The sequence below is a fragment of the Salmonella sp. SAL04196 genome, from assembly GCF_046550835.1.
In the GTDB taxonomy this organism is placed as follows: Bacteria; Pseudomonadota; Gammaproteobacteria; order Enterobacterales; family Enterobacteriaceae; genus Salmonella; species Salmonella enterica.
This window is the reverse complement of the sequence record NZ_JBGDXE010000001.1, coordinates 49,140-72,939: the sequence shown is the minus strand read 5'-3', so window position 1 is coordinate 72,939 and position 23,800 is coordinate 49,140. Positions and strand designations below refer to the sequence as shown.

At 54.0% G+C, this 23,800-nt stretch carries 23 protein-coding genes; 11 read left to right on the top strand and 12 right to left on the bottom strand.

Annotation, left to right across the window (positions count from 1 at the left end):
* Position 1 precedes the first annotated feature (1 nt).
* A complete protein-coding gene (locus ACLJPE_RS00345; protein ID WP_000155868.1) occupies positions 2–919 on the bottom strand; it encodes an ABC transporter substrate-binding protein in 918 nt (305 codons plus the stop codon).
* A 180-nt stretch (positions 920–1,099) separates the two neighbouring features.
* Complete coding sequence (bglX, locus tag ACLJPE_RS00340; RefSeq protein ID WP_000871554.1) at positions 1,100–3,397, bottom strand: beta-glucosidase BglX; 2,298 nt, start codon at positions 3,395–3,397, stop codon at positions 1,100–1,102.
* A gap of 266 nt (positions 3,398–3,663) precedes the next feature.
* Between bglX and dld the strand changes: the two genes are divergently transcribed.
* Complete coding sequence (gene dld / locus ACLJPE_RS00335) at positions 3,664–5,394, top strand: D-lactate dehydrogenase (RefSeq protein WP_000095235.1); 1,731 nt, start codon at positions 3,664–3,666, stop codon at positions 5,392–5,394.
* A 58-nt stretch (positions 5,395–5,452) separates the two neighbouring features.
* On the opposite strand, the gene pbpG is transcribed toward dld, so the two are convergent.
* Positions 5,453–6,400: a D-alanyl-D-alanine endopeptidase gene (gene pbpG, locus ACLJPE_RS00330; RefSeq protein ID WP_000911555.1), complete on the bottom strand. Its 948-nt coding sequence runs from the start codon at positions 6,398–6,400 to the stop codon at positions 5,453–5,455.
* Positions 6,401–6,565: 165 nt separating this feature from the next.
* A complete protein-coding gene (locus tag ACLJPE_RS00325; protein ID WP_001017057.1) occupies positions 6,566–7,153 on the bottom strand; it encodes a Yip1 family protein in 588 nt (195 codons plus the stop codon).
* 158 nt (positions 7,154–7,311) lie between these two features.
* Here ACLJPE_RS00325 and ACLJPE_RS00320 point away from each other — a divergent pair, with 158 nt between their 5' ends.
* A complete protein-coding gene (locus tag ACLJPE_RS00320; protein ID WP_001530335.1) occupies positions 7,312–7,881 on the top strand; it encodes a DedA family protein in 570 nt (189 codons plus the stop codon).
* A gap of 47 nt (positions 7,882–7,928) precedes the next feature.
* Here ACLJPE_RS00320 and ACLJPE_RS00315 read toward each other — a convergent pair whose 3' ends face one another.
* A complete protein-coding gene (locus ACLJPE_RS00315) occupies positions 7,929–8,690 on the bottom strand; it encodes an SDR family oxidoreductase (protein WP_000169617.1) in 762 nt (253 codons plus the stop codon).
* 65 nt (positions 8,691–8,755) lie between these two features.
* Positions 8,756–10,192, bottom strand: a complete 1,437-nt coding sequence (gene mdtQ, locus ACLJPE_RS00310) for a multidrug resistance outer membrane protein MdtQ (protein ID WP_023231102.1) — start codon at positions 10,190–10,192, stop codon at positions 8,756–8,758.
* 317 nt (positions 10,193–10,509) lie between these two features.
* On the opposite strand from mdtQ, the gene yohP reads away from it, so the two are divergent.
* Positions 10,510–10,593 carry a small membrane protein YohP gene (gene yohP, locus ACLJPE_RS00305; RefSeq protein ID WP_000698460.1) on the top strand — a complete coding sequence of 28 codons (84 nt, stop codon included), beginning with the start codon at positions 10,510–10,512 and terminating at the stop codon, positions 10,591–10,593.
* Positions 10,594–10,650: 57 nt separating this feature from the next.
* On the opposite strand, the gene dusC is transcribed toward yohP, so the two are convergent.
* From dusC to ACLJPE_RS00275, 6 genes are all read right to left on the bottom strand, one after another.
* The gene (gene dusC / locus ACLJPE_RS00300; RefSeq protein WP_023220013.1) at positions 10,651–11,589 is read right to left on the bottom strand and encodes a tRNA dihydrouridine(16) synthase DusC; all 939 of its coding nucleotides are present in this window, start codon (positions 11,587–11,589) and stop codon (positions 10,651–10,653) included.
* Positions 11,590–11,697: 108 nt separating this feature from the next.
* On the bottom strand, positions 11,698–12,891 hold the full coding sequence (locus ACLJPE_RS00295) for a 3-hydroxybenzoate 6-monooxygenase (protein ID WP_000150103.1): 1,194 nt from the start codon (positions 12,889–12,891) through the stop codon (positions 11,698–11,700).
* A gap of 14 nt (positions 12,892–12,905) precedes the next feature.
* On the bottom strand, positions 12,906–13,550 hold the full coding sequence (gene maiA, locus ACLJPE_RS00290; protein WP_000781183.1) for a maleylacetoacetate isomerase: 645 nt from the start codon (positions 13,548–13,550) through the stop codon (positions 12,906–12,908).
* Between the two features lie 8 nt (positions 13,551–13,558).
* Positions 13,559–14,260, bottom strand: a complete 702-nt coding sequence (locus tag ACLJPE_RS00285) for a fumarylacetoacetate hydrolase family protein (RefSeq protein WP_000170621.1) — start codon at positions 14,258–14,260, stop codon at positions 13,559–13,561.
* A 15-nt stretch (positions 14,261–14,275) separates the two neighbouring features.
* On the bottom strand, positions 14,276–15,313 hold the full coding sequence (gtdA, locus tag ACLJPE_RS00280; protein ID WP_001289851.1) for a gentisate 1,2-dioxygenase: 1,038 nt from the start codon (positions 15,311–15,313) through the stop codon (positions 14,276–14,278).
* A gap of 11 nt (positions 15,314–15,324) precedes the next feature.
* Complete coding sequence (locus ACLJPE_RS00275; protein WP_000194216.1) at positions 15,325–16,683, bottom strand: MFS transporter; 1,359 nt, start codon at positions 16,681–16,683, stop codon at positions 15,325–15,327.
* A gap of 125 nt (positions 16,684–16,808) precedes the next feature.
* Between ACLJPE_RS00275 and ACLJPE_RS00270 the strand changes: the two genes are divergently transcribed.
* The 8 genes from ACLJPE_RS00270 (at position 16,809) to preA (ending at position 23,790) form a co-directional block, all read left to right on the top strand.
* A complete protein-coding gene (locus ACLJPE_RS00270; protein WP_000024658.1) occupies positions 16,809–17,717 on the top strand; it encodes a LysR substrate-binding domain-containing protein in 909 nt (302 codons plus the stop codon).
* 131 nt (positions 17,718–17,848) lie between these two features.
* Positions 17,849–18,247 (top strand): CidA/LrgA family protein, encoded by a 399-nt coding sequence (locus ACLJPE_RS00265; protein ID WP_000045719.1) that lies wholly within the window; start codon positions 17,849–17,851, stop codon positions 18,245–18,247.
* On the top strand, positions 18,244–18,939 hold the full coding sequence (locus ACLJPE_RS00260; RefSeq protein ID WP_000989296.1) for a CidB/LrgB family autolysis modulator: 696 nt from the start codon (positions 18,244–18,246) through the stop codon (positions 18,937–18,939). Before ACLJPE_RS00265 ends, ACLJPE_RS00260 begins: the two co-directional genes overlap by 4 nt.
* Positions 18,940–19,092: 153 nt before the next feature.
* Positions 19,093–19,977: a cytidine deaminase gene (cdd, locus tag ACLJPE_RS00255; RefSeq protein ID WP_001528350.1), complete on the top strand. Its 885-nt coding sequence runs from the start codon at positions 19,093–19,095 to the stop codon at positions 19,975–19,977.
* Positions 19,978–20,153: 176 nt separating this feature from the next.
* Positions 20,154–20,873, top strand: a complete 720-nt coding sequence (gene sanA / locus ACLJPE_RS00250; protein WP_000920081.1) for an outer membrane permeability protein SanA — start codon at positions 20,154–20,156, stop codon at positions 20,871–20,873.
* Positions 20,870–21,115: a DUF2542 family protein gene (locus ACLJPE_RS00245; RefSeq protein ID WP_000605187.1), complete on the top strand. Its 246-nt coding sequence runs from the start codon at positions 20,870–20,872 to the stop codon at positions 21,113–21,115. The genes sanA and ACLJPE_RS00245 overlap by 4 nt, the downstream gene beginning before the upstream one ends.
* A 204-nt stretch (positions 21,116–21,319) precedes the next feature.
* Entirely contained in the window at positions 21,320–22,561 is a 1,242-nt protein-coding gene (locus tag ACLJPE_RS00240; RefSeq protein WP_001136412.1) for an NAD(P)-dependent oxidoreductase, read from the top strand.
* Positions 22,555–23,790 carry an NAD-dependent dihydropyrimidine dehydrogenase subunit PreA gene (gene preA / locus ACLJPE_RS00235; protein WP_000956092.1) on the top strand — a complete coding sequence of 412 codons (1,236 nt, stop codon included), beginning with the start codon at positions 22,555–22,557 and terminating at the stop codon, positions 23,788–23,790. The genes ACLJPE_RS00240 and preA overlap by 7 nt, the downstream gene beginning before the upstream one ends.
* Positions 23,791–23,800: the final 10 nt, after the last annotated feature.

Below are 23,800 nucleotides of genomic sequence, written 5' to 3'. Positions count from 1 at the left end.
ATTACTTCACCCACCCTTTTTGTCGGAGGTAATCTGCGGCGACTTTTTTCGCATCCAGCCCTTCTACGGCGATTCTGGCGTTCAACTGTTGCAGCGTTTTCTCATCAAGGCTGGCGAAAACGGGCTGCAGCCAGTCGGCTATCTGCGGATAGGCTTGTAACACCGATTCACGCACTACCGGCGCGGGGGCATAGATAGGCTGGACGCCTTTCGGATCGCTCAGGGTTTGCAGACCCAGCGCGGCGACCGGGCCGTCGGTGCCATACGCCATCGCGGCGTTAACGCCGGATGTTTGTTGCGCGGCGGCTTTGATCGTGACCGCCGTATCGCCGCCCGCCAGCGACAAGAGCTGGTTCTGATTCAAGGTAAAATCATAGGCTTTTTCAAATGCCGGCAGCGCATCCGCCCGTTCGATAAATTCCGCAGACGCCGCCAGTTTAAAAGTGCCGCCCTCTTTCAGATAACGGCTGAGATCGGCAAGCGAGGAGAGTTTATTTTTTTCCGCGATGTCCTGGCGTACCGCGATGGTCCAGGTGTTATTTGCCGGCGCAGGCATCAACCAGACCAGCTTATTCTGCTCCGCATCCAGTTTTTTGACTTTCTCAAAGCCTTGCTTTGCATTCTTCCATGCCGGATCGTTTTCATCTTTAAAAAAGAACGCCCCGTTACCGGTGTATTCCGGATAGATATCCAGCTCTCCGGCGGTAATCGCGCCACGAACGACTGGCGTGGTCCCGAGCTGAATTTTATTGACCGTTTTAACGCCGTGGCTTTCCAGTACCTGCAAAATCATGTTGCCGAGCAGCGCGCCTTCGGTATCAATCTTTGACCCGACCGTCACGGGCGATGCCGCCTGTAGAGGTAAACTCACCGTCGCCAGCAACGCCAGCGAACTTACCCATAGCTTTGAGATCGTCATGATGCTTTCCTCATCCTTTTACGGCCTTTTTCAGAGACTTGAGAAAAAAGCATAGTTGAAAAGTCTGCGTTTAACCTGGGATTTTCCGCCAGTGTAAGTGACGTGACTGGTAATAAAAGGGGGGACAGGAAAAGTCATTGCCAGACAGGGCGCAGCTATCGCACCCTGTTGACGGCAGGCTTACAGTAGTTCGAACGATCCTTGTTTAACGCGAGCGGAATCCACGCCGATAAAGACGTTGAACTTGCCGGGTTCCGCGTCATATTTCATCTGCTGATTCCAGAACTTCAACGCCTCGATATCAATCGGGAAACTCACGGTTTTACGTTCGCCGGGTTTGAGGGTGATTTTTTCAAAGCCTTTTAATTGCTTCACCGGGCGGCTCATTGACGCCGTGACATCCTGTAAGTACATCTGGATGACCGTTGCCCCTTCGCGTTTACCGGTGTTCGTGACCTCTACGCTGGCCGTGACTTTGCCGTCGCGTTGCATTGTCGGTGAGGAGAGCGTGACGTCAGACACCGTAAATGTGGTGTAGCTCAGACCGTAACCAAACGGATAGAGCGGGCCATTCGCTTCGTCAAAATAACGTGAGGTGTATTTGTTTGGCTTTTCAGGATTATACGGGCGTCCCGTATTGAGATGGCTGTAATAGACCGGAATTTGTCCCACCGAACGCGGGAAGGATATCGGAAGTTTGCCTGACGGGTTGTAATCGCCAAACAGCACATCGGCAATGGCGTTGCCGCCTTCCGTCCCGGCAAACCAGGTCTCCAGAATCGCATCGGCCTGTTGATCTTCTTTTACCAGCGCCAGCGGTCTGCCGTTCATTAATACCAGTACGAGCGGCTTACCGGTGGCTTTCAGAGCGGTGATTAAGTCGCGCTGACTCTGCGGAATGGTGATATTGGTACGACTGGAGGCTTCATGCGCCATCCCCTGCGACTCGCCTACCACTGCGACCACCACATCGGCCTGTTTCGCCGCCTGCACCGCCTCATCAATCATCGCCTGCGGTGAGCGCGGATCGATTTTCACCGCCTCTTCATACAGGTTTAAGAAATCGACGATGTCTTTATCGTTAGTGATATTCGCCCCTTTGGCATAGAGGATCTTCGCCCCGTCGCCGACGGCATTTTGAATACCCGCCAGCACCGTCACCGACTGATTCGCGACCCCAGCAGCAGACCAGCTCCCCATTACATCACGTTGACTGTCGGCCAGCGGCCCAACAACGGCAATGGTGCCCGATTTTTTCAGCGGCAACGTTTCCAGCCGGTTTTTCAGCAGTACCACACTTTCCCGCGCCACTTCCCGCGCCTCTTTACGATGCAGGCGGCTTTCGGCATTGGTGTCCACCGGGTCGCTCTCTTTCGGCCCCAGATGGCTATAGGGGTCGTTAAACAATCCCATGTCATATTTTACGTTGAGCACATGGCGCGTCGCGTCGTCCAGTTCCGCCATCGTCACTTTGCCCGACTTAATCAGGCCCGGCAGATATTTGCTGTAATACTCATCCGCCATGCTCATATCCACCCCTGCCTTTAGCGCCACGCGCACCGCATCTTCCGGGTCGGCCGCCGTGCCGTGTTTAATCAGTTCTTTAATAGCGCCGTGGTCGGAAACGGTAATTCCCTTAAAGCCCCACTCATCGCGCAGGACATCTTTCAATAGCCAGGAATCTGACGTCGCAGGCGTGCCGTTCAGCGAGTTCAGCGCCACCATCACCGCGCCGCTCCCCGCATCCAGCCCCGCTTTGTACGGCGGCATGTAGTCATTAAACAGACGCTGGGAACTCATATCCACGGTGTTGTATTCTTTACCGCCTTCAACGGCGCCATAGGCGGCAAAATGTTTCACGCTGGTCATCACCGAGTAGCGATCCGCCGGACTTTTGCCCTGCATCGCTTTCACCATGGTTTCGCCCATGATGGAGGTTAAATATGTATCTTCGCCAAAGCCTTCGGAGGCGCGCCCCCAACGCGGATCGCGGGAGACATCCACCATCGGTGCCCAGGTCATATTCAGACCGTCGTCCGCCGCTTCATACGCCGATACGCGTCCTACGGTTCTTACCGCATCCAGATTAAAAGAAGAAGCCAGACCGAGGCTTATCGGGAAGACGGTTCGCTGGCCGTGTACCACATCATAGGCAAAAAAGAGAGGAATTTTCAGGCGGCTCAACGCCATCACCTGATCCTGCATTTGACGAATATCCTGGCGGGTGACGGTATTGAAAATCGCCCCTACCTGCCCGTCTTTGATCATCTCGCGAATCGCTTCTTTCGGGTTATCAGGGCCGACGCTAATCAGACGTAACTGACCAATTTTTTCATCGACAGTCATTTTCTTGAGTAAATCTGTGACGAACGCGTCGCGCGCTTCGGGCGTCAGCGGGTGATTGCCAAACAGGTTTTCCGCCAATGCTGGCTGCATCGCCAGACTCACAGCAACACCTACTGAACATAACCATTTCATGTTGAGTCTCTCTTTATCTTTATCCCGACGAGGCGGTAAAAACAGAATAAAAACCGCAGTTTGCCATAAGCCTAAACGCGAGAGGAGAAGAAAGCGAAGGTTATTCTCCTAATTTTCCGCACAGTCGAATACGCAACCGCCAGCAAATGGTATCAAGGCGGCAAATGAATACTACCAACACAGAGACAATTTGAATGAGAAAGCGTATTGTCATACAAAGCGCTATGCTTAACGCTGATATTTTGTCCCACCACAAGGAGTGGAGAATGTCTTCCATAACAATGACTGATAATAAAACGTTCCTGAATGAGCTGGCCCGCCTGGTAGGCCATTCTCACCTGCTGACAGACCCCGCCAAAACCGCCCGCTATCGCAAGGGTTTCCGTTCCGGTCAGGGCGACGCGCTGGCCGTTGTTTTCCCGGGTTCGTTACTGGAACTGTGGCGTGTGCTCAACGCCTGCGTTAACGCTGACAAAATTATTCTGATGCAGGCCGCCAACACCGGTCTGACGGAAGGCTCCACGCCGAACGGCAACGACTACGATCGCGATATTGTGATTATCAGCACCCAGCGGCTGGATAAGCTGCACTTACTGGATAACGGCCAACAGGTTCTGGCCTGGCCCGGTACGACGCTCTATGCGCTGGAAAAAGCGCTTAAACCGCTGGGCCGTGAACCGCACTCGGTGATTGGTTCGTCGTGTATCGGCGCGTCGGTCATCGGCGGCATCTGTAATAACTCCGGCGGCTCGCTGGTGCAGCGCGGCCCGGCCTATACCGAGATGTCGCTCTTTGCCCGTATTGACGAGCAAGGCAAACTGCAACTGGTCAATCATCTGGGTATCGATCTTGGGCATACGCCGGAGCAGATCCTGAGCAAGCTGGATGACGAACGGATTAAAGATGAGGATGTGCGTCACGATGGTCGTCATGCGCACGATCACGACTATGTGACGCGGGTACGAGATATCAACGCCGATACGCCCGCCCGCTATAACGCCGACCCGGACCGTTTGTTTGAATCTTCCGGCTGCGCCGGAAAACTGGCGGTTTTTGCCGTTCGCCTTGATACCTTTGCAGCGGAAAAAAATCAGCAGGTTTTTTATATCGGCACCAATCAGCCCGCGGTACTGACTGAAATCCGTCGGCATATTCTGGCGAACTTCGACAATCTGCCAGTGGCGGGAGAATATATGCATCGCGATATCTACGATATTGCGGAGCAGTACGGTAAAGATACCTTTCTGATGATCGATAAACTCGGCACCGACAAGATGCCATTCTTTTTCACGCTAAAAGGCCGAACCGATGCGATGCTGGAAAAAGTAAAATTTTTCCGTCCGCATTTCACCGACCGCGCGATGCAGAAATTCGGCCATCTGTTTCCCAGCCATCTGCCGCCGCGAATGAAAAACTGGCGCGATAAATATGAGCATCATCTGCTGTTAAAAATGGCGGGAGACGGCGTCGCAGAAGCGCAACGCTGGCTGAATGAATTTTTTAAATCCGCTGAGGGCGGTTTCTTCACCTGTACGCCGGAAGAAGGCAGCAAAGCCTTCCTGCACCGCTTCGCCGCTGCTGGCGCGGCGATTCGTTATCAGGCCGTACACTCTGATGAAGTGGAAGATATCCTGGCGCTGGATATCGCTCTGCGCCGCAACGATACCGACTGGTTCGAGCATCTGCCGCCGGAAATCGACAGCCAACTGGTACATAAACTCTATTACGGACACTTTATGTGCCACGTTTTTCATCAGGACTATATCGTAAAGAAAGGCGTCGACGTCCATGCGCTGAAAGCGCAAATGCTGGAGCTATTGCAGGCGCGCGGGGCGCAGTACCCGGCGGAGCACAACGTGGGACATCTGTATAAAGCGCCGGAAACGCTGACGCGTTTTTATCGGCAAAATGACCCAACCAACAGTATGAACCCCGGTATCGGCAAAACGAGTAAGCGGAAATTCTGGCAGGAAAATACGCCCGACGAAACGCATTAACACCGTGCGGTTTACCGTGAATGCCCGGCGGCGCGATGCCTGCCGGGCCTGCGGCGACTTAATCGTTCTGTGCGGTTTGCGCTCCGGCGCTGGCGCTGGCTGCCGCCATTTGCGCGGCTTTTTGCTTTTTATAGCTCAGCGCGGCAGCCGGAACGGGCATGACTTTACCGGTTTCAATCCATGTACGCAGGCGACTGGCGTCCGCAAAGTGGGTATATTTGCCGAACGCATCCATGACCACCAGCGCGACCGGTTTGTTATTGATCACGGTACGCATCACCAGGCAATGCCCCGCCGCATTGGTAAAGCCGGTTTTCGTTAACTGGATATTCCAGTTATCACGGTAGACCAAATGGTTGGTATTGCGAAACGGCAGCGTATACGCCGGATGCGAGAATGTCGCCATGTCTTCGCGCGTGGTGCTTAGCTGGCCAATCAGCGGGTATTGCTTCGTGGCAATCAGCAGTTTTGTTAAATCCCGCGCGGTCGAGACGTTATGAATCGACAGCCCCGTCGGCTCAACGAAGCGGGTATGCGTCATGCCCAGCGCTTTCGCCTTCGCATTCATCGCTTTAATAAACGCGTTATAACCGCCAGGATAATAGTGCGCCAGGCTTGCCGCCGCACGGTTTTCGGATGACATCAACGCCAGCAGCAACATATTTTTGCGACTAATTTCGCTGTTCAGGCGCACGCGGGAGTAAACCCCTTTCATTTCCGGCGTCTGGCTGATATCGACCTTCAGTATTTCATCCAGCGGCAATCGCGCGTCGAGCACGACCATCGCCGTCATTAATTTGGTTATTGAGGCAATCGGACGCACCAGATCCGGGTGGTTCGAATAGATCACTTTATTGGTGTTGAGATCAACAATCATTGCGCTACCGGAGGCAATCTCAGGTTGAGACGCCGCGGTTGTCGCTGCCGTTTTCGCCACGGCCTGCGGGGCAAAAGGTACGGCCAACATCAGAGCAAGGCTCAGGAATGAAGCTCGGAATTTCAGCATGATGAGATTTCTGATAATGATTCACGCGCGTCGTAACGCACACCGCCTGAGCTAAGATTATACTCAAGCTAGCAGTGGCATCATAGCGGCACGACAGCGTTGCCGCTACAGAAGAATCGTCAGCAAATGCTGCATTGCTGGCTTTTGCGCCAGCCCTTTTTCGCATCAGAACAGGCGGTAGCCGTATCCCCACAGGATCACGGTGATCGCCAGTAGCACCTCCAGGACCAGCACGCCGATAGCGAGCGTCGAACTGGAGAAGCTTAATCCTTCCTCTCTATTAATGTTAAGGAAAGTCGGAATACCCAAATACAGCAAATAGCCGGTGTAAAAGAGCGCGACAGCGCCGACCAAAGCGCATAGCCATACCAGGGGATAGAGCGCCACCAGACCACTTAAAAACAGCGGCGTCGCGACATAGCCGGCAAAAACCATACAGCGCGCAAGCGATGGCCGTTGCGGATAGTTTCGCGCCATCCACCAGATGACGCGTCCCATCACCGCGACGCCCGCCAGCATCACGCCGTAGAACAAGACCGCCAGCGCAAAAGCGGTAAACAGCGAGAGTTGTAACACGTTGCCGTCGCCAAAATTCCAGCCGATTTGCGTCGTGCCGATAAAGGCGCAGACGACGGGAATCGCCGCCATCAGCAAAACATGGTGCGTATAGTGATGCGAAACGGTTTCGTTTTCGCTTTTGATCACCTGCATTTCCCGATCGGGATGGGAAAAAAGCCCCCATACATGGTTCATACTGCCCCCTTCTGCTGCCTCAGATGCCAGTATGTTCAAGTATAATTCAGTTTCTGGTTATTTTATGAACAACAGCGAAATAGTCTCCGGCAAAACGTCGGCTTTGCCACGCACGCCTCTTGCCAGGGTGTATGCTTAATGCCGGAGGTGGTTTACGCATGGATATCAACACGCTTATTACGCATTATGGCTATGCGGCGCTGGTTATCGGCAGTATGGCCGAAGGTGAAACCGTTACCCTGTTGGGGGGCGTCGCGGCGCATCAGGGATTGCTCAAGTTTCCGCTGGTGGCGGCGGCCGTCGCGCTGGGAGGGATGATGGGCGATCAGCTACTTTACTTGTTAGGACGATGCTATGGCGGGAAGATCCTGCGTCGTTTCCCGCGTTATCATACGAAGATTCGTCGCGCGCAGAAAATGATCCAACGCCATCCGTATCTGTTTGTGATCGGCACGCGTTTTATGTATGGCTTCCGGGTGGTTGGCCCGTTGCTGATTGGCGCCAGCCGCCTGCCGCCTAAAATTTTTCTGCCGCTGAATATTGTAGGCGCGCTGATCTGGGCGCTGCTGTTTACCACGCTGGGATATCTTGGCGGCGAGATGATCGCGCCATGGCTGCACGACCTCGATCAGCATCTCAGGCATGGGGTCTGGCTGATTCTGGCCATCGTCCTGGTGGTGGGCGTGCGCTGGTGGCTGAAAAGCCGCGGCAAAGCGGAGGCCCGTTAAACCCGATGGTATCCGGATGGCATAACGCCGCCATCCGGCCCCGGCGTTTATTTTGCGTTGAATTGCGGATTCGCCAGCATAAACCCGCCGTCGACAATCAGCGACTGACCGGTGGTATAGCTTGCGCCTTCCGAACACAGCCAGGCGACGAGGCTGGCTATTTCATGCGTAGAACCCGGTCGGGCGATAGGGATCGAGGGTTCCGATCCCGGCTCAATGTCGCTGTCATCCATATCATTCATCGGCGTGGCGATAGCGCCTGGCGCGACGGCGTTGACCAAAATATGATGTTCAATCAGTTCCAGCGCCATGGATTTAGTCAATCCCCCCAGCGCATGTTTCGCCGCGGTATAGGCGCTGGCTTGCGGAAGCGGCGTATGCTCATGGACGGAGGTGATGTTGATAATACGCCCTCCCTCTCCTTGTTTAATCATATGCCGGGCGGCGATCTGCGCGCAGAGAAATGCGCCATCGACGTCCACGGTAAAAATTTGCCGCCACTGCGTAAACGGCATATCAATAAACGCGGATTTGGTCATCGCCCCGGCATTATTGACCAGCACGTCAACGCGCCCCAGGCGCTGGATAAGATGTTCAATGGCCTGCGCGCCCTCGGGTAACTGGCTCAGGTCAAGATGAATGGTCTCTACCCGCACACCAAATTGCGCCGCTTTTTTCGCCGTCTCCTGCGCGCCGCGTTCATCGGAATGCCAGGTGATACCAATATCAAAACCGTTTTGTGCTAATAACAACGCACACGCTTTGCCAATTCCCGAATCTGATGCCGTTACAATTGCAACTTTGGTCATATTCCTCTCCGGATGATTCATACACAGCCTAAGTATAGGAACCCTGTCTGAATCATCCGGAAAAATCAGGAATGATAACCGCCGCCCAGCGCGCTGGTAAGCTGAATGGAGGCATCCAGCCACTGGCCCTGCAACAGCAAGCCGTTACACTGCTCGCGCAGTGCCGGGATTTTGGCCTCGCTCACGCGGGAACCCGCAATAATGCCGGCATTAAAGCGCGCTTGCGCCAGACCGACCACACGCTGCGCGTCATGCTCAATCTGCTGCTGATGCTGGTTTTTCTGCGCCAGCGTCTCTACCTGACTGGCAGCGCGCGCCACATCATTAACCGCATCTACCACCGCTTTGTTGTAGTTGGCGATAGAAAGGTTGCTTTGCGCTTTGGCGATATCGAGGTTGGCATTCAGCCTGCCGCTGTCGAAAATCGGCAGCGTCAGCCCGCCGGTAATGCCATATTGCTGTGCGGAATGGCGGAACAGATCGCTCAGATGTAACGCATCCTGCTGTAAAAAAGCCATCAGATTGATATCGGGATAAAACGCGGCCTTCGCGGCGTCAATGCTGCTCAACGAGGATTCAATGTACCAGTGCGCGGCCTGTAGATCCGCCCGGCGCGCCAGCAACGAATACCCCAGTTGCGACGGTAACTGGCTTTCAACGGCGGGGAGACTCACCTGACGCAGCTTGAGCGCCGCCGATTGCGTATTGGTTAACGCGCTGAGCCGCGCTTCAATAACCTTCATTTTACCGTTAACGTCATTCATCTGCTGCTGGGTTTTACTGGCGTCGATATCGGTCTCGACCCCTTCAACAGAAGAAGTAATGCCGTGTTGATACAACTCCCGGTTTACCGCCACCACGTTTTGCTGCTCATGCTCGATTTGCATCAGCACATTTTTCAGCGCCGCCTGCGTCTGCCACTCCCAGTAGAGTCGCGCCACGCCGCTTGCCAGCAATTGTCGGGTCTGCTCCTGCTCCGCTTCGCGCGCTTTGACCGCCCCGATCCGCGCGGTAACTTCAGCGCGGTTTTTCCCCCATAAATCCAGATCCCAGCCCGCCGTCAGGCCGAATGTACCGTTAGTATACCACGGCCCGGTCGTTCCCGCCGCGGGGTCGGTAATCGCGAATGGCCCCATCAGCCCTTCCGCGGACATTCGCTGGCGCTCAATGTCAGCAGAAAAGTCGAGCTGCGGGCCGTCCTGCGCCTCAACCGCTTTCGCCTGCGCTTCCGCCAGTTGAATACGCTGTTCAGCCACCTGCATATCCGGCGAATGCTGTATGGCATTATCAATCAGCGCGTCAAGCTGCGTATCGTGATACGCCTTCCACCACTGGCTATCCGGCCAACCGTTTTTCAATGCCGCCGGCAGGCTGGAATCAACATGAGAAGAGGGCGTCTGCTGGGTCAGCGACTGGCGGGTATCGTGCATGGGGGCGCAGCCCGCCAGCAAAATAAAAAGCGGTAAGCTCGCTGTCGCGGCAAGGAAAGAATTACGATTCATGGAGGTGTTCTGATAAAAAAAGGTGCGCAGAGAGTACGTCTTACGACGATCTATTTTTTAGTTACGCGTGGCAATACATCATCAGACAACAAAAGACATATTTTGAAATTTATATGATTAGCAAATAATTTCATCTGATACATTTTTTGATGTAATGATTCAATGTAAAGTCCCATTAACCCGTTAATAAATGAACGATTTTGCTGCAATACGCGCCAGCAGCCTTCATGAGTTAAACGTCGCCACGCCCAACAAGGCAGCAGATGGCTTAATACTTTCCTATACTTTGTTTGTATTTACCAATAAAGGGACAAACAATGAAAATTCTTCTATGGGCAATCTTAATTATTTTTCTGATTGGGCTGTTGGTGGTAACGGGCGTGTTTAAGATGATTTTCTGATTCCTGCGCCGGGCAGCGATAGTATCTGTCCGGCACACGTTCTGGACGCTGTAGAGATTAGATTTTAATAGCCTGAATCGCCCGCGCAATCTCGGACGAACGGTTTAACGCCCGAATCGACTGAAAGAGTTCCGTCGCCTCAATATATTCCTTACGTAAATATCCCAACCACTGTTTAATACGCGCGACATGGTATAAACCGGTATCGCCCTGCTTTTCCAGTCGGGTATATTTTTGTAATAATGCAACCACTTCCAGCCACGGCATACGCGGATCGTTATACTTCACCACCCGGCTCAGGTTAGGAATATTTAACGCCCCACGGCCAATCATCACCGCATCGCAGCCGCTGGCCGCCATACATGCCTGCGCGCTCTGCCAGTCCCAGATTTCGCCATTCGCGATAACCGGAATAGTCAGACGCTGGCGTATTTCGCCGATCGCCTGCCAGTCGATATGCTCGGCGCGGTAGCCCTGCGCTTTGGTACGGCCATGCACCACCAGTTCACTGGCGCCGGCCTGCTGCACCGCATCGGCGATTTCAAATTTTCTATCGCCGCTATCCCAGCCGAGACGCACTTTTACCGTCACCGGCAGATGCGACGGTACCGCGGCCCGCATCGCTTTCGCGCCCTGATAGATGAGTTCGGGATCTTTGAGCAATGTCGCGCCGCCGCCGCTGCCGTTCACCACTTTTGACGGACAGCCGCAGTTCAGGTCCACGCCATACGATCCCAACGCCGTCGCCCGCGCGGCGTTTTCCGCCAGCCACTGCGGATGCTGGCCCAGAAGCTGAATACGCACCGGCGTGCCGGACGGCGTGCGGCTGGCGTGATGCAACTCCGGGCAGATGCGATGAAACACTTTTACCGGCAGCAGCTGATCCACCACGCGCACAAATTCGGTGATGCAGAGATCGTAATCATTCACTTCGGTCAGCAGCTCGCGCACTAACGCGTCGAGCACGCCTTCCATCGGCGCCAGTAAAACACGCATATCGGTATCCACAGCAAAAAAAGAGGCGCTATCATAACGCCTCTCTGCGATGAGCAAAACTTTTTGCCGGGTGGCGGCGCAAACGCCACGCTACGTCACGTAAGGCGCTCAACGCGGCTCAAGACAGTTATCTTCTTTCCAGCCGTACAGCCATTCGATACCGCGATAAAACGCCTCCTGCGATTTCCCTTTCCACAACAGATTACGCACCTGACGCTCCACCCCGGCGGCGTGATAGAGACGCCCCATCTCGCGGGTAGACCAGACGATACGCGCCGTGCGGGGAATACGCACCGACTCATACAGCGCAAATGCCTGCTGCGCGTCGCCGTCGCAGCGTTCCAGCGCTTTGCCTAGCGTGACGGCGTCTTCCAGCGCCATACAGGCCCCCTGGGCCATATATTGCGCCACCGGATGCGCGGCGTCGCCCACCAGAGTGATACGCTCGGTTCCCCATTTCGCGACCGGCTCGCGATCGGCGGTCGACCAGCGGCGCCAGGAGGTCGGCTTATCCAGCATCTGGCGCGGGCGGGGATGAATGCCGGCAAAATAAGAGAGCACCTCTTCTTTACTGCCGTCTTTCACGCCCCACTCTTCTTGCTGGCGGCTGTGGAATGTCACCACCAGATTGTACTGTTGGCCTCCGCGCAGCGGATAATGAACCAGGTGACAATGCGGGCCTGCCCACAGCACCGGTGCGTTAATACGTAAATCGTCCGGCATATCGTCGCAATCAATCACCGCCCGATAGACTACATGCCCCGTTACGCGCGGCGCGTCGCCGAGTAAACTTTGCCGCACGACCGATTTAACGCCGTCGCAGCCCACGAGAATATCCGCCGTCCAGCTATTTCCCTGCTCATCAAACACCGTAACGTCATCCGGCGTCTGGCGGATATCGACAATATGGGTCGAGGTACGATACTCCACGCCAGGGTGCGTCAGCACCGCTTCCCATACCGTTGCATGAATATCTACCCGGTGAATTACCGCATACGGCCCGCCAAAATGGTCGCGGAACGCCTGCCCGGTTTCAATGCATACCACTTCTTCGGCATTCACGGCATCCATCATGGTAATGTGATCGGTAAACACCGCACGCTGGCGGGCAACATCGCCCACACCGAGACTATCCAGCGCCGAAAAAGCGTTCGGCCCAAGCTGAATACCCGCGCCAATCTCGCCAATTTCGTGCGCTTTTTCCAGCAGCATGACTTTTATTCCCTGGCGCGCCAGCGACAGCGCGGTCGCCGCGCCGCCGATTCCGCCACCTACAATAATTGCGCTTGTCACGTGAGTCATGGTCATTCTCCTTTTCAGGCCGGGATTTTATCCTGTTGATTTTCCGGCGCGGCGGCAATAAACGCCGGTAGCTGTACGCAGGCGTCATAAACGGCTTTACAGCGCGGATAGCCTGATAAATCGCAGCCCATCCTGAGCGCATTCGCCCACTGAGGAATCAGGCAGCAGTCCGCAAGTCCTGGCGCGTCGCCCACGCAGAATCGTCCGGACTGACTTTTACGCAATAGCTGCTCTACCGCGCTTAACCCTTGCTGTATCCAGTGGGCGTACCAGCGTTTTTTATCCTCTTCGCTAACCTTCAGCTCATCGGTCAGGTAGCGCAACACGCGCATGTTATTGATTGGGTGTATATCGCAGGCGATAGCGTAAACAATTTCCAGCGCCTGGCTGCGCGCCGGGTCGCTCGTCGGCAGCAGCGGCGTTTGCGGAAAATGTCGGTCCAGCCAGTCGACGATGGCCAACGATTGCCCCAACGATTCGCCGTCATCAGTGACCAGCGTCGGCACCAGGCCTACCGGATTCATCCGTCGGTAGGCCAGCGCATTCTGCTGGCCGATACGAATATTGACGCCCACCGTCTGGTAATCAATCCCCTTTAACGCCAGCGCAATACGTACACGATAAGACGCCGAACTATTAAAGAAACTGTACAGCTTCATCGTTCACCTCAGACAATTTTCACAGCAATCGGCGTCAGACCTTCTACGTTCCCGGTGATGACATCCCCTTTCACCACGGCGCCCACCCCCTCTGGCGTACCGGTGAAAATCAAATCGCCTGGCTGCAATTCAAAGAAGCCGGACAAATAGCTGATGGTTTCATTTACCGACCAAATCAGATGACGAATATCGCTGCGCTGATGGTCTTCGCCGTTAACCTGTAGCCAAATAGGGGCGTTATCCACATTATGCGTTTCAGCGGCTTTGTGTAATGGCGCAATGGGCGCGGAGAGATCGAACGCTTTGCCGATTTCCCACGGGCGTCCCATCTGACGCATTTCCATCTGACGATCGCGACGCGTCATGTCCAGACCGGTGGCGTATCCCCAGACATATTCATGGGCTTTTTCCAGCGGGATATCGCTCCCCTTTTTACCAATCGCCACCACCAGCTCAATTTCATAATGGTAGTTATCGGTCTGCGCCGGATACGGCAGTTCCAGGGTATCCCCCGCCGCTACCGGGACGACAGCGTCCGCTGGTTTACAAAAGAAGAACGGCGGTTCGCGATCAGGATCAAAGCCCATTTCACGGGCATGGGCGGCATAGTTGCGACCCACGCAGTAAACGCGACGTACCGGAAACTGCTCATCACTGCCCGCCACTGGTACTGTTACCGGGGCCTGCGGCTGGAATACATATTTGGTCATGTTCTCTCTCCCTAATTAATAACGTGCTTCGCGGAACAGCCCCAGGGCTTCCTGAACCGGCTTGTCCGAAAAGCTGAATAACACCGTGTCTTCACTGCTGCGAAACGACACCTCATGCCAGGTCGGCGCCACAAAAATGTCTTTTGCGGAAAAATGAAAAGTTTCGTTGCCGATAGTGACCTGCCCTGCCCCTTCAACGACGTGGTAGATAGTGCTGTCGGTGCTCCGCGCCACACGCGAGGCAAAGTCTTTTGGCAGCAATTGCAGGAACGCGCCCATTGACGGCATCGGATAACCGCCGGTGACGGGATTAACGTAACGCAGCTTGTAACCTTCCCACTCATCCGGATCGCCCATACGGGTCAGATCGTGCAGCGCCTCGCGGCTGCGGTCGTAACGATAGTTGAAAATCGGCGACGAGTTCCCGCGCTGGTGGCGCAGCGGCAGCATATTCGCTGCATAGCGCGGCAGATAATCGCCCTCTTTTCGCGTCACCGGCTGCTGATCTTCGGGATAGTCTTCCGCAAACCCACAGCCCAGGAGGTTGACTAACGGCAGATCCAGACCATCCAGCCATACCACCGGCTCTGACCCCGGATTACCATGATCGTGCCAGCGCCACTGCGGCGTCAGGATAAAATCGCCGGTATGCATTGGCGTGCGCTCGCCGTCCACCGCGGTAAATGCGCCTTTACCTTCGACGATAAAACGCAGCGCCGACTGGTTATGGCGATGACTCGGCGCGACTTCGCCGGGCAGGATCAGCTGTAAACCAGCATATAAGGTCGCCGTGATCGACGACTGACCGCGCAACGCCGGATTTTCCAGCACCAGCACCCGGCGGATCGCCTCTTTCGCGCCAATGACATTGCCGCTTTCCATCAGTAGCGGACGAATTTCCTGATAATTCCAGTAGGCCGGCGCGCAGTTGGCGTTTGGCGTCTGCGGTACCAGGTGATGTAACGATTCCCACAGCGGCGTCAGATTCTGCCCGGAAATATGCTGGTAATACTGCTGACGGCTATCTTTTACGTTCTGATTTATTTCAGACATGGAGATTCTCCTTATTCGTTTACGACGCTGGCACGCGGCAGGTCGTCAGGTACAGAAATCGAAAGGCGGACAACCACCGTCAGCAGGGTAAGCATTACCGCGCTGATAGCCGCCGGAATAGCAATGACAAAAAACAACGTATCGAAAGAGAAATTGAGGGCCATCATCATGCCGCCGGAGAGCGAACCGACAATCGCCCCGCAGCGTCCAATGGCGTTCGACCAGCTCACGCCCGTCGCCCGGCTTTGGGTGGGGTACAGCGTCGCCGTCAGAGCATTCAGCCCTACCTGGGAACCGCTAATACCGATGCCAGTACCAAAAATCGCCAGCGCCATCAGCCAAAGGCCGTTTTCGCTCAGGCCTATCATGACAATGCAAACCGCGCCCAGCGCATAGCTCACCGCCAGTACCCGGAACGGGTTAAGCCGGTCCATCAACACGCCGAGTAACAGCGCGCCAAGCGTGCCGCCAACCTGGAATGCGGCAGTCACCCACGACGCCTGTTGCAGATCAATACCGCGATGGTTAAGTAACGTCGGCATCCAGCTGGAAAGCAGATAGATAATGAGCAGGCTCATAAAGAACACCACCCATAACATCAGGGTAATGACAAGCTGTCGCCCGGCAAAAAGCTGGCGAATACTGCCTTTGGCGACGGCTGCCGTCTCATGCAGAAAGAAGTGCGTATCGTGATAGCGTTCGCCGGTAATGGCGCTGACCGTCTGGGCGACAACGGCTTGCGGTAGTTGGCGACGTACCTGCCAGCGGGGAGATTCCGGCAGCGCGAACAGCAGGCCGAAAAACAGCATCAAAGGCAAGATGCCGCCTAGCGCCAGAATTCCGTGCCAGCCAATCAGCGGCACCAGTTGCGCGCTCACAATCCCACCCATCGCCGACCCCAGGGTAAAACCGCAGAACATCAGCGTGACCAGCGCTCCGCGTCGACGAGCGGGAAGGTATTCCGACGTCATGGTGATGGTATTCGGCATCGCTCCGCCCAGTCCCAGACCGGTTAAGAAGCGCAGCAACACCAGGGTTTCTATATCCGGCGAGAAAGCGGAAAGCAGGCTCAATGCGCCGAATAGCGCCACGCAAAGCTCAATGACCCGCTTGCGGCCAAAGCGATCCGCCAGCGGCCCGCATAGCAGCGCGCCGGCTGTAAGCCCCAGCAGCCCTGCGCCAAACAGCGGCGCAAGTTCGCTGGCGCTTAGCTGCCAGTGAGTACGAATATCCGGGGCGATGAAGCCAATCGCGGCGGTGTCAAAACCGTCGAGCATAACCACCAGAAAACAGCAGATGATAACGCGCCACTGCATTTTGCCGACGGGCGCGGCATCAATAAGGGCTTGTAGATCACGTCGTTGAGTCATAGCTAATGCCTCAGTGCAGGGAGATAGATGTTGTTTTTATGTTTGCTATGTTACGAGTTTGTAGAGTGAGCGATAAAATGTACAATGGCTTTTCAGGCAGAGACATAACCTGGAGGTTATAGCGAATGGCGAACTGGGCGCAGAAATTGAAATTACATCACCTACAAACGCTGGTTGCGCTGGGCGAACAGGGCAACCTGACGCACGTCGCCCGGATGATGAATATCTCCCAGCCGGCGCTATCGAAGTGGCTATCTCAACTCGAAGATGAGATAGGCATCACGCTTTTTGAGCGCCACAGTAAAGGGCTACGCCCCTCGGAAGGCGGTAAATTACTGCTCCAGCACGCCCAGCGCCTAATTAACGATCTGGAGCGTTCACAGTATGAAATCGCCCGTTTCAAGCAGGGCGGCCTGGTTGGCAGCCTGAAGATCGGCTGTTCGCCCGTGGCGACTGACTGCGTATCACAGGCGATTCTGAGCCTGCTTAACGAAATGCCGACGCTGCATCTGAATATTGAAGAGAAGGTAATGACGCCGCTGCTGCACGATTTGCTTGCCGGTCAGGTGGATGTGGTGGTAGGGCGTGTCGGCGGCCGCGCCCTGCAACTGCCGCTTAATTATCAGGTACTTTATACCGAGCCGGTCTGCTTTGTGGCGCGTCCGCACCATCCGCTGGCCGCGCGAGCGCAGATCGCCTGGAGCGATCTGGCGCACTGGCGGTGGATAGTCTGGCCAACCGGCACCCCTATTCGCATCAGTATTGATAACGCCCTCGTCGATAATGGCGTCATGCTCCCGGAAAACACCATTGAGTCAGCGTCAATGAACGTCAGCACCAATTTGCTGCAAAGCAGCGATATGATCTCTATTCTTTCTTTACGGCTGGCGCAACGCTATGCCAGCCAGGGGCAACTGGCGATTTTAAACTTACCAAAAATTGAGCAAAAAGGCAGCGTAGGGATGTTCTGGCGTAAGAATGAGACGCCGTCTTTGGCCCTGAGTCGCTTTTTGTATTTTTTAGCCCAGGTTTAACGCCGCCGACCAGGGGCATTGCCCGATGTTCCTGCTGTCTATACCCACTATGCTAAGAATTCATGATGTGATCGGTAGCACGTTTTAACGTTTAATTGTATGATGAATCCATCTCATCAAGGGCTTTAAACATGAGTAAGTCACTGAATATTATCTGGCAATATATACGCGCTTTTGTATTGATTTATGCCTGTTTGTACGCAGGCATTTTTCTTGCATCACTGCTTCCTATCACTATTCCCGGCAGCATTATCGGGATGTTAATTCTGTTTGTGTTGCTGGCGCTGCAAATTCTGCCGGCAAAGTGGGTTAACCCCGGCTGTTATGTGCTGATTCGTTATATGGCGTTGCTGTTTGTGCCGATTGGCGTTGGGGTCATGCAATATTTTGATTTACTGCGCGCGCAATTCGGCCCGGTGGTGGTCTCTTGCGCTATCAGTACGCTGGTCGTTTTTGTGGTCGTAAGCTGGAGTTCACATCTGATACACGGTGAGCGTAAAGTGGTTGGGCAGAAGGGAACGAAAAAATGATGACATATATCTGGTGGTCGTTACCGCTGACGCTGGCGGTATTTTTCGCCGCCCGCAGACTGGCGGCGCATTTTAAAATGCCGTTGCTGAATCCGCTGCTGGTGGCAATGGTAGTCATTATTCCTTTTCTGTTGCTGACCGGTATTCCCTACGAGCACTACTTCAAAGGCAGCGAAGTACTTAACGATCTGCTGCAACCGGCGGTGGTGGCGCTGGCCTATCCCCTTTATGAACAGTTGCACCAGATTCGCGCGCGTTGGAAATCCATTATTAGCATCTGTTTTGTCGGCAGTCTGGTAGCGATGATTACCGGGACATCCGTTGCCTTGCTGATGGGCGCAACGCCTGAAATCGCGGCATCGGTACTGCCTAAATCCGTGACTACGCCTATCGCGATGGCGGTGGGCGGCAGCATCGGCGGCATCCCTGCGATCAGCGCGGTATGCGTAATTTTTGTCGGTATTCTGGGCGCGGTGTTTGGCCACACGCTGTTAAACGCGATGCACATCCGTACTAAGGCCGCACGCGGGCTGGCAATGGGGACCGCCTCACATGCGCTCGGTACTGCGCGCTGCGCCGAGCTGGATTACCAGGAAGGCGCGTTTAGCTCCCTGGCGCTGGTGATCTGCGGCATTATTACCTCGCTGGTAGCGCCCTTTTTGTTTCCGCTCATTCTGGCGGTAATGCGCTAACGACGGGACAAAAGACCGGGTTAAAATTTGCGATACGTCGCGCATTTTTCATTTAAGTTTCACAAGTTGCATAAGCAATGAGATTTAGATCACATATTAAGACATAGCAGGCCCGTAAACTACGGTTCCATTACATTGTTATGAGGCAACGCCATGCATCCACGTTTTCAAACTGCTTTTGCCCAGCTTGCGGATAATTTGCAATCAGCGCTGGCCCCTATCCTGGCGGACCACCATTTTCCCGCCATGCTGACCGCAGAGCAGGTCTCGACGCTTAAAAATACGGCGGGACTGGACGAAGACGCGCTGGCTTTCGCACTGTTACCTCTGGCGGCGGCCTGCGCCCGTACCGATTTGTCCCATTTTAACGTCGGCGCGATTGCGCGCGGCGTTAGCGGCAACTGGTATTTCGGCGCGAATATGGAGTTCCTGGGCGCCACCATGCAACAAACTGTGCATGCTGAACAAAGCGCGATTAGCCACGCCTGGCTACGCGGCGAAAAAGGGCTCGCCGCCGTCACCGTTAACTACACGCCTTGCGGCCACTGTCGCCAGTTTATGAACGAGCTGAACAGCGGTCTGGATCTGCGCATTCATCTGCCGGGCCGCGCGCCGCATACGTTACGCGATTATCTGCCTGACGCTTTCGGGCCAAAAGATCTGGAGATCAAAACGCTGCTGATGGACGAGCAGGATCATGGCTTTAGGTTAACGGGCGATACGCTAACGCAAGCGGCGATTACGGCAGCCAATAAGAGCCATATGCCTTATAGCCACTCACCGAGCGGCGTGGCGCTGGAATGTAAAGATGGCCGTATTTTCACCGGCAGCTATGCGGAAAACGCCGCCTTTAACCCTACGCTTCCCCCACTGCAAGGCGCGCTAAACCTGCTGAGTCTCAATGGCTATGACTATGCGGATATTCAGCGCGCGATTCTGGCGGAAAAAGGCGATGCGGCATTAATTCAATGGGATGCCACCGCCGCAACGCTGAAAGCGTTAGGTTGCCATAATATTGACCGCGTGCTTCTCGGCTAAGCAAATGTGCCGGATAGCGACGCACTGGCGTCTTATCCGGCCTGACTCTCCTCTCCCGCGACCCGATACAAGGGAAATCATGCTGAAAATCTCCGCAATCAGACGGCGGTTTCTTGCGCTACGTCTTCGGGTACAGTAGCCTGATCGTACTTTCATCCTGGTATCGAGTTTCCTGCATGTTAAAGCGCGTGTTTTACAGCCTGTTGGTCCTGGTAGGCTTGCTGCTGTTGACGGTGCTTGGCCTCGATCGGTGGATGAGCTGGAAAACAGCGCCCTATATCTATGACGAGCTACAGGATCTCCCCTACCGCCAGGTTGGCGTCGTGTTAGGGACAGCCAAATACTATCGCAAGGGTGTCATTAATCAGTACTATCGTTATCGTATCCAGGGCGCGTTAAACGCTTACAATAGCGGTAAAGTCAATTACCTGCTGCTCAGCGGCGACAATGCCCTGCAAAGCTATAACGAACCGATGACCATGCGCAAAGACCTTATCGCGGCGGGCGTCGATCCTGCGGACATTGTGCTTGATTACGCTGGCTTCCGTACGCTTGACTCCATTGTGCGTACCCGCAAAGTGTTTGATACCAACGACTTTATTATCATCACTCAGCGCTTCCACTGCGAACGCGCCTTGTTTATTGCGTTGCATATGGGCATTCAGGCGCAGTGTTACGCGGTACCTTCGCCCAAAAATATGCTGACAGTGCGCCTGCGCGAATTTGGCGCCCGCTTTAGCGCGCTGGCGGATCTCTATATTTTTAAACGCGAACCGCGTTTTTTAGGCCCGCTGGTACCTATTCCCACGCAGCATCAGGTGCCGAATGACGCCCAGGGGTATCCGGCCGTTACGCCGGAACAATTGCTTGAACTGGAAAAGAAAAAAGGGAAATGATCATGGATGTACAGACGATATTTGTCATATTAGCCTTTCTGCTACTCCCGCTTTTTTGCTTCCGTGAGGCCTGGAAAGGCTGGCGAACCGGCGCGGTAGATAAAGTTGTCAAAAATGCGCGAAAACCGGTTTATGTTTATCGCCATGCCGATCCCGTACAATATTGGTCTTATCTTTTTCTTTATACCGGTTGCGGTTTTTTATTTACTGGAATGATTATTTATCTTCTTTTTTATCGTTAATCTATTTATTACTCCTTTAAAATTGAGAATAGTTATTATTATGATATAAGGAACAAATGCTGTTTTGCATTCTGGTTTCATTTTTTTGTGAATTCTTTCACAGAATACCCTTCTTTCAATGCTTAGGCTGGCGGTAGATTTTGGATCATTAAAACGCGTTATTTGCGTTTCGCCTTAATTTATTCAAGCATTAAGGAAGATTATATGCCGCAACAAAATTATCTGGATGAACTCACGCCTGGTTTTACGCCATTACTGGCAATAAAAGAGGCTTCCCGTTGTTTATTATGTCACGATGCGCCCTGTAGTCAGGCTTGCCCGGCGCAAACCGATCCGGGGAAATTTATTCGTTCTATTTACTTTCGCAATTTTAAAGGCGCAGCGGAAACTATCCGGGAAAATAACGCGCTTGGCGCCGTCTGCGCCAGAGTCTGTCCGACGGAAAAATTATGCCAGCGCGGATGTACACGTTCCGGAATAGATAAACCTATTGATATTGCACGCCTGCAACGTTTTATTACCGATTTTGAACAGCAGACTGCCATGCAGATTTATCAGCCCGGGAGTAAAACACGCGGAAAAGTCGCGATTATTGGCGCGGGTCCGGCAGGTTTGCAGGCAAGCGTGACGCTCACGCATTTAGGCTATGACGTCACCATTTACGAAAAACAGCCGCAGCCCGGCGGATGGCTGCGTCACGGCATCCCGGCATTTCGTCTGCCGCAAAGCGTACTCGATCAGGAAATTGCCCGCATTGTAGAAATGGGCGTCAATATTAAATGTAATTATGACGTGGGCGGGTCGCTATCGCTTGCGCAACTCAAAGCCGAATATCGCGCCGTGCTGATGACCGTCGGGATGTCCTGTGGCTCTGATTTACCGTTATTTGAGCAAGCCAGTCACGTAGAGATTGCCGTTGATTTTTTACAGCGCGCCCGTCAGGCCGACGGCGATATTAGCGTTCCGCGTAGCGCATTAATTATTGGCGGCGGCGACGTAGCGATGGATGTCGCCAGTACGTTAAAAATTCTCGGCTGTCCTTCCGTCACCTGCGTGGCACGGGAAGAATTAGCCGAATTCCCCGCCAGCGAAAAAGAATTTACCAGCACGCAGGCATTAGGCGTATCGATTATTGATGGTTTTACGCCTGTCGCCGTCAGCGGAAATAAAGTGACCTTCCACCATGTACGCCATTCAGGAGAACTGACGCTGGAAGCGGAAAATATTATTTTGGCCGTGGGGCAGCACGCGCGACTGGATACCTTTGCGGAGATAAAAGCGCAGCATAATATTATCGACACGCACAATTATCAAACCGACGACCCGGCGATCTTTGCCGCTGGCGATATTGTTAAAGGCGATAAGACCGTCGTTTATGCGGTAAAAACCGGAAAAGAAGCCGCTCAGGCTATTCATCATTATTTAGAGGAGGCCTGCTCATGTTAACAAAAGATTTGTCTGTTACCTTTTGCGGCGTTAAGTTTCCCAATCCGTTTTGTCTTTCTTCTTCTCCGGTAGGCAACTGTTATGAGATGTGCGCCAAAGCCTATGATACCGGCTGGGGCGGGATCGTTTTTAAAACCATTGGTTTTTTTATTGCCAACGAAGTCTCTCCACGTTTTGATCACCTGACAAAAGAAGATACCGGTTTTATTGGTTTCAAAAACATGGAGCAAATTGCTGAACATCCGCTGGAAGAGAATCTGGCCGCCATTCGACGGCTAAAACAGGATTATCCGGATAAGGTGCTGATTGCTTCCATCATGGGGGAAAATGAGCAGCAGTGGCAGGAACTGGCGCGTCTGGTTGAAGAAGCCGGCGCAGATATGATTGAGTGTAACTTCTCTTGCCCGCAGATGACCTCGCACGCCATGGGAAGCGATGTAGGGCAAAGCCCGGAGCTGGTTGAAAAATACTGTCGCGCCGTAAAACACGGTTCATCTTTGCCAATGCTGGCGAAAATGACGCCGAATATTGGCGATATGTGCGAAGTCGCGCTGGCCGCCAAACGCGGCGGAGCCGACGGTATCGCCACCATCAACACCGTGAAATCCATTACTAACATCGACCTGAACCGCAAAATCGGGATGCCGGTGGTTAACGGTAAATCCAGCATCTCCGGTTATTCAGGAAAAGCGGTGAAACCCATTGCGCTGCGTTTTATCCAGCAGTTGCGAATGCACCCTGAACTGCGCGATTTCCCGATTAGCGGTATCGGCGGCATTGAAACCTGGGAAGACGCTGCCGAATTTCTGCTGCTGGGCGCGGCGACCCTACAGGTGACGACAGCCATTATGCAATACGGTTACCGCATTGTAGAAGATATGGCGAGCGGCCTCAGCCACTATCTGGCCGATCAGGGATTTGCCTCATTACAGGAGATGATCGGGCTGGCGAATGGCAATATTATCCCGGCGGAAGACCTGGATCGCAGCTATATCGTCTATCCGCGGATTAATCAGGAGAAATGCGTCGGCTGCGGACGTTGCTATATCTCCTGCTATGACGGCGGCCATCAGGCGATGGAGTGGGATGAACACAGCCGCACGCCGCATTGCAATACGGAAAAATGCGTCGGTTGTCTGCTGTGCGGTCATGTCTGCCCGGTCGCCTGTATTGATTTAGGCGAGGTCAAATTTAAAAAAGGCGAAAAAGAGCACGCGTTAACGCTGTAGCTCGCGGTAT

What these genes read in the sequence shown, in the direction of transcription:
- ACLJPE_RS00260 (WP_000989296.1), top strand. Translation starts at nt 18,244, where the DNA reads ATGATGACATATATCTGGTGGTCGTTACCGCTGACGCTGGCGGTATTT.
- ACLJPE_RS00245 (WP_000605187.1), top strand. Translation starts at nt 20,870, where the DNA reads ATGATCATGGATGTACAGACGATATTTGTCATATTAGCCTTTCTGCTA.
- dusC (WP_023220013.1), bottom strand. Translation starts at nt 11,589, where the DNA reads ATGCGTGTTTTACTGGCGCCGATGGAAGGCGTGCTCGACGCGTTAGTG.
- ACLJPE_RS00325 (WP_001017057.1), bottom strand. Translation starts at nt 7,153, where the DNA reads ATGAACCATGTATGGGGGCTTTTTTCCCATCCCGATCGGGAAATGCAG.
- ACLJPE_RS00320 (WP_001530335.1), top strand. Translation starts at nt 7,312, where the DNA reads ATGGATATCAACACGCTTATTACGCATTATGGCTATGCGGCGCTGGTT.
- ACLJPE_RS00275 (WP_000194216.1), bottom strand. Translation starts at nt 16,683, where the DNA reads ATGACTCAACGACGTGATCTACAAGCCCTTATTGATGCCGCGCCCGTC.
- ACLJPE_RS00270 (WP_000024658.1), top strand. Translation starts at nt 16,809, where the DNA reads ATGGCGAACTGGGCGCAGAAATTGAAATTACATCACCTACAAACGCTG.
- sanA (WP_000920081.1), top strand. Translation starts at nt 20,154, where the DNA reads ATGTTAAAGCGCGTGTTTTACAGCCTGTTGGTCCTGGTAGGCTTGCTG.
- mdtQ (WP_023231102.1), bottom strand. Translation starts at nt 10,192, where the DNA reads ATGAATCGTAATTCTTTCCTTGCCGCGACAGCGAGCTTACCGCTTTTT.
- bglX (WP_000871554.1), bottom strand. Translation starts at nt 3,397, where the DNA reads ATGAAATGGTTATGTTCAGTAGGTGTTGCTGTGAGTCTGGCGATGCAG.
- ACLJPE_RS00265 (WP_000045719.1), top strand. Translation starts at nt 17,849, where the DNA reads ATGAGTAAGTCACTGAATATTATCTGGCAATATATACGCGCTTTTGTA.
- yohP (WP_000698460.1), top strand. Translation starts at nt 10,510, where the DNA reads ATGAAAATTCTTCTATGGGCAATCTTAATTATTTTTCTGATTGGGCTG.
- ACLJPE_RS00285 (WP_000170621.1), bottom strand. Translation starts at nt 14,260, where the DNA reads ATGACCAAATATGTATTCCAGCCGCAGGCCCCGGTAACAGTACCAGTG.
- preA (WP_000956092.1), top strand. Translation starts at nt 22,555, where the DNA reads ATGTTAACAAAAGATTTGTCTGTTACCTTTTGCGGCGTTAAGTTTCCC.
- ACLJPE_RS00345 (WP_000155868.1), bottom strand. Translation starts at nt 919, where the DNA reads ATGACGATCTCAAAGCTATGGGTAAGTTCGCTGGCGTTGCTGGCGACG.
- ACLJPE_RS00315 (WP_000169617.1), bottom strand. Translation starts at nt 8,690, where the DNA reads ATGACCAAAGTTGCAATTGTAACGGCATCAGATTCGGGAATTGGCAAA.
- ACLJPE_RS00240 (WP_001136412.1), top strand. Translation starts at nt 21,320, where the DNA reads ATGCCGCAACAAAATTATCTGGATGAACTCACGCCTGGTTTTACGCCA.
- maiA (WP_000781183.1), bottom strand. Translation starts at nt 13,550, where the DNA reads ATGAAGCTGTACAGTTTCTTTAATAGTTCGGCGTCTTATCGTGTACGT.
- ACLJPE_RS00295 (WP_000150103.1), bottom strand. Translation starts at nt 12,891, where the DNA reads ATGACTCACGTGACAAGCGCAATTATTGTAGGTGGCGGAATCGGCGGC.
- gtdA (WP_001289851.1), bottom strand. Translation starts at nt 15,313, where the DNA reads ATGTCTGAAATAAATCAGAACGTAAAAGATAGCCGTCAGCAGTATTAC.
- dld (WP_000095235.1), top strand. Translation starts at nt 3,664, where the DNA reads ATGTCTTCCATAACAATGACTGATAATAAAACGTTCCTGAATGAGCTG.
- cdd (WP_001528350.1), top strand. Translation starts at nt 19,093, where the DNA reads ATGCATCCACGTTTTCAAACTGCTTTTGCCCAGCTTGCGGATAATTTG.
- pbpG (WP_000911555.1), bottom strand. Translation starts at nt 6,400, where the DNA reads ATGCTGAAATTCCGAGCTTCATTCCTGAGCCTTGCTCTGATGTTGGCC.